This window comes from Pseudonocardia sp. (assembly GCF_025965585.1).
GTDB lineage: Bacteria > Actinomycetota > Actinomycetes > Mycobacteriales > Pseudonocardiaceae > Pseudonocardia.
Genome location: NZ_JAOPWR010000426.1, coordinates 1 through 3,601 on the forward strand (window position 1 = coordinate 1; position 3,601 = coordinate 3,601).

Below are 3,601 nucleotides of genomic sequence, written 5' to 3' on the forward strand. Positions count from 1 at the left end.
GCCGTGTAGCGCGGCGCCGGCTTGTACTTCATCTGCAGGATGTAGTCCCGGGCGCCCGGGATCCGTTGCACCGCACGGAAGAACCCGTCCCGCACGATCTCCGTGGCGCGGTTGCGCGGCTGGTACATGCCGCCCACCCGGGTCGCGAACGACACCATCGCGGTGGCGTGCCCGCGGCGCTCCGCGTCGTAGCCGCCGAGCAGCGAGGGCCCGGCGCGGCCCGCCGTCACCGCGGCGAGCTTCCAGGCCAGGTTCGTCGCGTCCCGGATTCCGGAGTTCATGCCCTGCCCGAAGAACGGCGGCTGCAGGTGGGCGGCGTCGCCCGCCAGGAACACCGGTCCGGCACCGAAGGACGCGGCGATCCGCGAGTGATGCCAGTAGACGCGCCTGCCCTGCACCTGCGGCAGCGGCCCCGGATAGAACCCCCGCAGCAGGTCGGCGACGAACTCCTCGCCGGCGGCCCGCTCCTCGTCCTCCCCCGGCAGCAGCTTGAACTCGAACCGGCGGTGCCCGTAGGGCAGCGGGATCGTCATGGTCGGCCGGTCCGGGTCGCAGAACACCGCGGAGTACGGCGCGTCGAGGGTGTCCCCGGAGACGTCGACGACCAACCAGCGGGACGGCGCCGTGCTCCCCTCCAGCGCGATCCCCAGGGACTCCCGCACCATGCTGCGCCCACCGTCCGCGCCCACGACGAACCGGGCGTGCACGACGAACCGGCCCGCGTCGGACTTCGCGTCCAGCCGGACCCCGTCGCCCGTGCGCTCCAGCTCCGTGACCTCCGTCCCGGTGTGCAGCGCGACGTGCGGGAACCGTTCCAGGCCCCTGCGCAGCGTCTCCTCCAGCAGCGGCTGCAGGAAGAGGTTGCGGCGCGGCCAGCCGTACGGGCGGCCGCTCGGCCCGACGTGGGCGAGCACGCGGCCGGACGAGGAGTGGTAGCGGATGGGGGCGTTGCGGATCAGGTCCGGCAGCACCCCGTCGATCACCCCGGCGGTCTGGAACGTCCGCAGCGACTCGTCGTCGACGGCGACCGCACGCGGGTACGGGGTGACCCCCGGCTCGCGGTCGAGCACCACGGTCCGCACGCCGAACGTGCCGAGCAGGTTCGCGAGCGTCGCCCCGCAGGGCCCAGCGCCGACCACCGCGACGTCGGTCTCGATCTCCACAGCCTTCTCCATTCGCTCAACGCACCGTCAGATCGGCGTCGACGACGAAGCCCCGGTAGCCGTCGGCGGCGATCTCCTCGCAGATCCGCCGGTACTTCCCGACGCCGCCCGCGTAGGGCAGGAACACCCGCGGCTTGCCGGGCACGTTGGCGCCGACGTACCAGGAGTCCGCCTGCGGGTAGAGGGTCCGCTCGGCCGCTCGGGCCACCTGCGCACTCCACTCCTGCTCCGCCTCCGGCGTCGGCTCGACGGTCCGGCAGCCGCGCTCGCGCAGGGCGACGAGCAGGTCCGCCACCCAGTCCACGTGCTGCTCGATGGCCAGGAACATGTTGCAGAGCACGGCCGGGCTGCCCGGTCCGGTCAGGGTGAACAGGTTGGGGAAGCCCGCGGTCTGCAGCCCGAGGTGGGTCCGAGCGCCGTCCGCCCACTTCTCCCGCAGGGTCACCCCGTCCCGGCCACGGACGTCGATCCGGACGAACGAGCCGGTCATCGCGTCGAACCCGGTGGCGAGCACCAGCAGGTCGAGCGGGTGCTCCTCGCCGTCGGCCGTACACAGCCCGGCCTCGGTGAGACCGGTGATCGGCGCACGTCGCACGTCGACGAGCCGGACGTGCGGCAGGTTGAAGGTTCCGTGGTACCCGGTGTCGACGCAGATCCGCCTGCTGCCGATCGGGTGCCCGGTGGGCACCAGCTGCTCTGCGACCGCGGGGTCGTCAACGGCGGCGCGGATCTTGTCCTCGACGAACCGGGCGGCGAGCCGGTTGGCCTCGGGATCACGGGTCACGTCGTCGAACGAGCCGAGGAAGGCGAAGCCGCCCAGGGCCCAGCGCTCCTCGAACCGCCGGTCGCGTTCCTCCTGGTCCACGGCCAGGGCGGACTGACGGTTGATCGGGACCGTCGAGCCGGTGAAGGAGCGGCGGGCCTGCTCGCGCAGCTCCGGGTAGCGGGCCTTCACGTCCCGCACGTACGCCGCGTCGAGCGGCTGGTTGGCCGCGGAGATGCTGTAGTTCGCGGTCCGCTGGAAGACGGTCAGGTGTGCGGCGCGCTCGGCGAGGTGCGGAACCACCTGGATACCGGACGAGCCGGTGCCCACCACGCCGACGCGCAGGCCGTCGACCGTCGTGTCCTCCGGCCACGACCCGGTGTGCACGATCCGGCCCCGGAAGCGCTCCTGCCCCGGGAACCGCGGGACGCTGGCCGCCGAGAGCACGCCCGTGGCCAGCACCAGGAAGCGGGCCGTGATCCGCTCACCGGCGTCGGTGTCGACGTGCCAGCACGTGCCCACCTCGTCGTAGACGGCGGCGGTGACGGTGACGCCGAACGCGATGTGCGGGCGCAGGTCGAACCGGTCCGCGACGTGCTCGGCGTAGGCGCGCATCTCCGGCTGTGTGGGGTAGCGCTGCGTCCACTCCCATTCCTGCGCCAGCTCCGGGGAGAACGAGTAGGAGTACTCGAGGCTCTCGATGTCGCAGCGCGCACCGGGGTAGCGGTTCCAGTACCAGGTGCCGCCGACGGCGTGCCCGCGCTCGACCGAACGCACCGAGAAACCCAGCCCGCGCAGCCTCTGGATCGCGTACATCCCACCGAAGCCGGCCCCGACGACGAGCACGTCGAGAACATCGGCAGCACCGTGTGCGGGCCCGCGGGCATCGTCACCCATGCCGTCGACACTAATGCACATACCGTCAGAATAGGGGCCGATCAGGCCTGTGGCAGGCGGCCGACCCGGTCATCCAGCAGCGCCTTCCGGGCCGCGTCGCGGCGGGTCGGGATGTGCGCCGTCGGCCAGAGACCCTCGGCAGGCCGGTGGTCACGCAGGAGCTGCTTCGCGACCGTGACCTGATGGACCTCGGTGGGCCCGTCCGCCAGCGCGAGCGACTGGGCGGTGAGGATCATGCTCATGAACGGCATCTCGTCCGTCACGCCGAGGGCGCCGTGCACCTGCACCGCGCGCTGTGCGACGTCGTGCAGGACCTTCGGCGTCAGCACCTTGATGGCGGCGATGTCCTTGCGCACCTTCTGGTAGTCGTCGTACTGCTCGATCTTCCAGGCGGTGTTCATCACGAGCAGGCGGAACTGCTGGACCTGCAGGTAGGACTCGGCCAGGTGCAGCTGCACGGCCTGCATGTCCGCCAGCACCCGGCCGCGGGTACGCCGCGACAGGGCCCGTTCGGCCATCATGTCCAGCGCCTGCTGGGCGAGCCCGACCGTGCGCATCGCGTGGTGCACCCGGCCGCCGCCGAGCCGGGTCTGCGCGACGCCGAACGCGTCACCCTCGTCGCCGAGCAGGGCGTCGGCCGGCACCCGGACGTCCCGGTACTCGATCAGGGCGTGCGAGCCCTCGCCCTCCGGGTCGCCGAAGAGCGCGACGTTGCGGACGATGTCGACGCCCGGGGTGTCCGCCGGCACGAGGAACATCGACATCCGGTTGCGCACGC

3 protein-coding genes are annotated in these 3,601 nt (G+C 72.2%); all 3 read right to left on the minus strand.

Annotation, left to right across the window (positions count from 1 at the left end):
• Positions 1–1,163 (minus strand): bifunctional 3-(3-hydroxy-phenyl)propionate/3-hydroxycinnamic acid hydroxylase (locus JWR81_RS26165; RefSeq protein WP_297658619.1); only part of this gene is annotated, 1,163 nt, incomplete at its 3' end.
• Positions 1,164–1,179: 16 nt separating this feature from the next.
• Complete coding sequence (locus JWR81_RS26170; RefSeq protein ID WP_297658621.1) at positions 1,180–2,823, minus strand: NAD(P)/FAD-dependent oxidoreductase; 1,644 nt, start codon at positions 2,821–2,823, stop codon at positions 1,180–1,182.
• A 41-nt stretch (positions 2,824–2,864) separates the two neighbouring features.
• Positions 2,865–3,601: acyl-CoA dehydrogenase family protein (locus JWR81_RS26175; protein WP_297658623.1), on the minus strand; the 737-nt coding region annotated here is incomplete at its 5' end.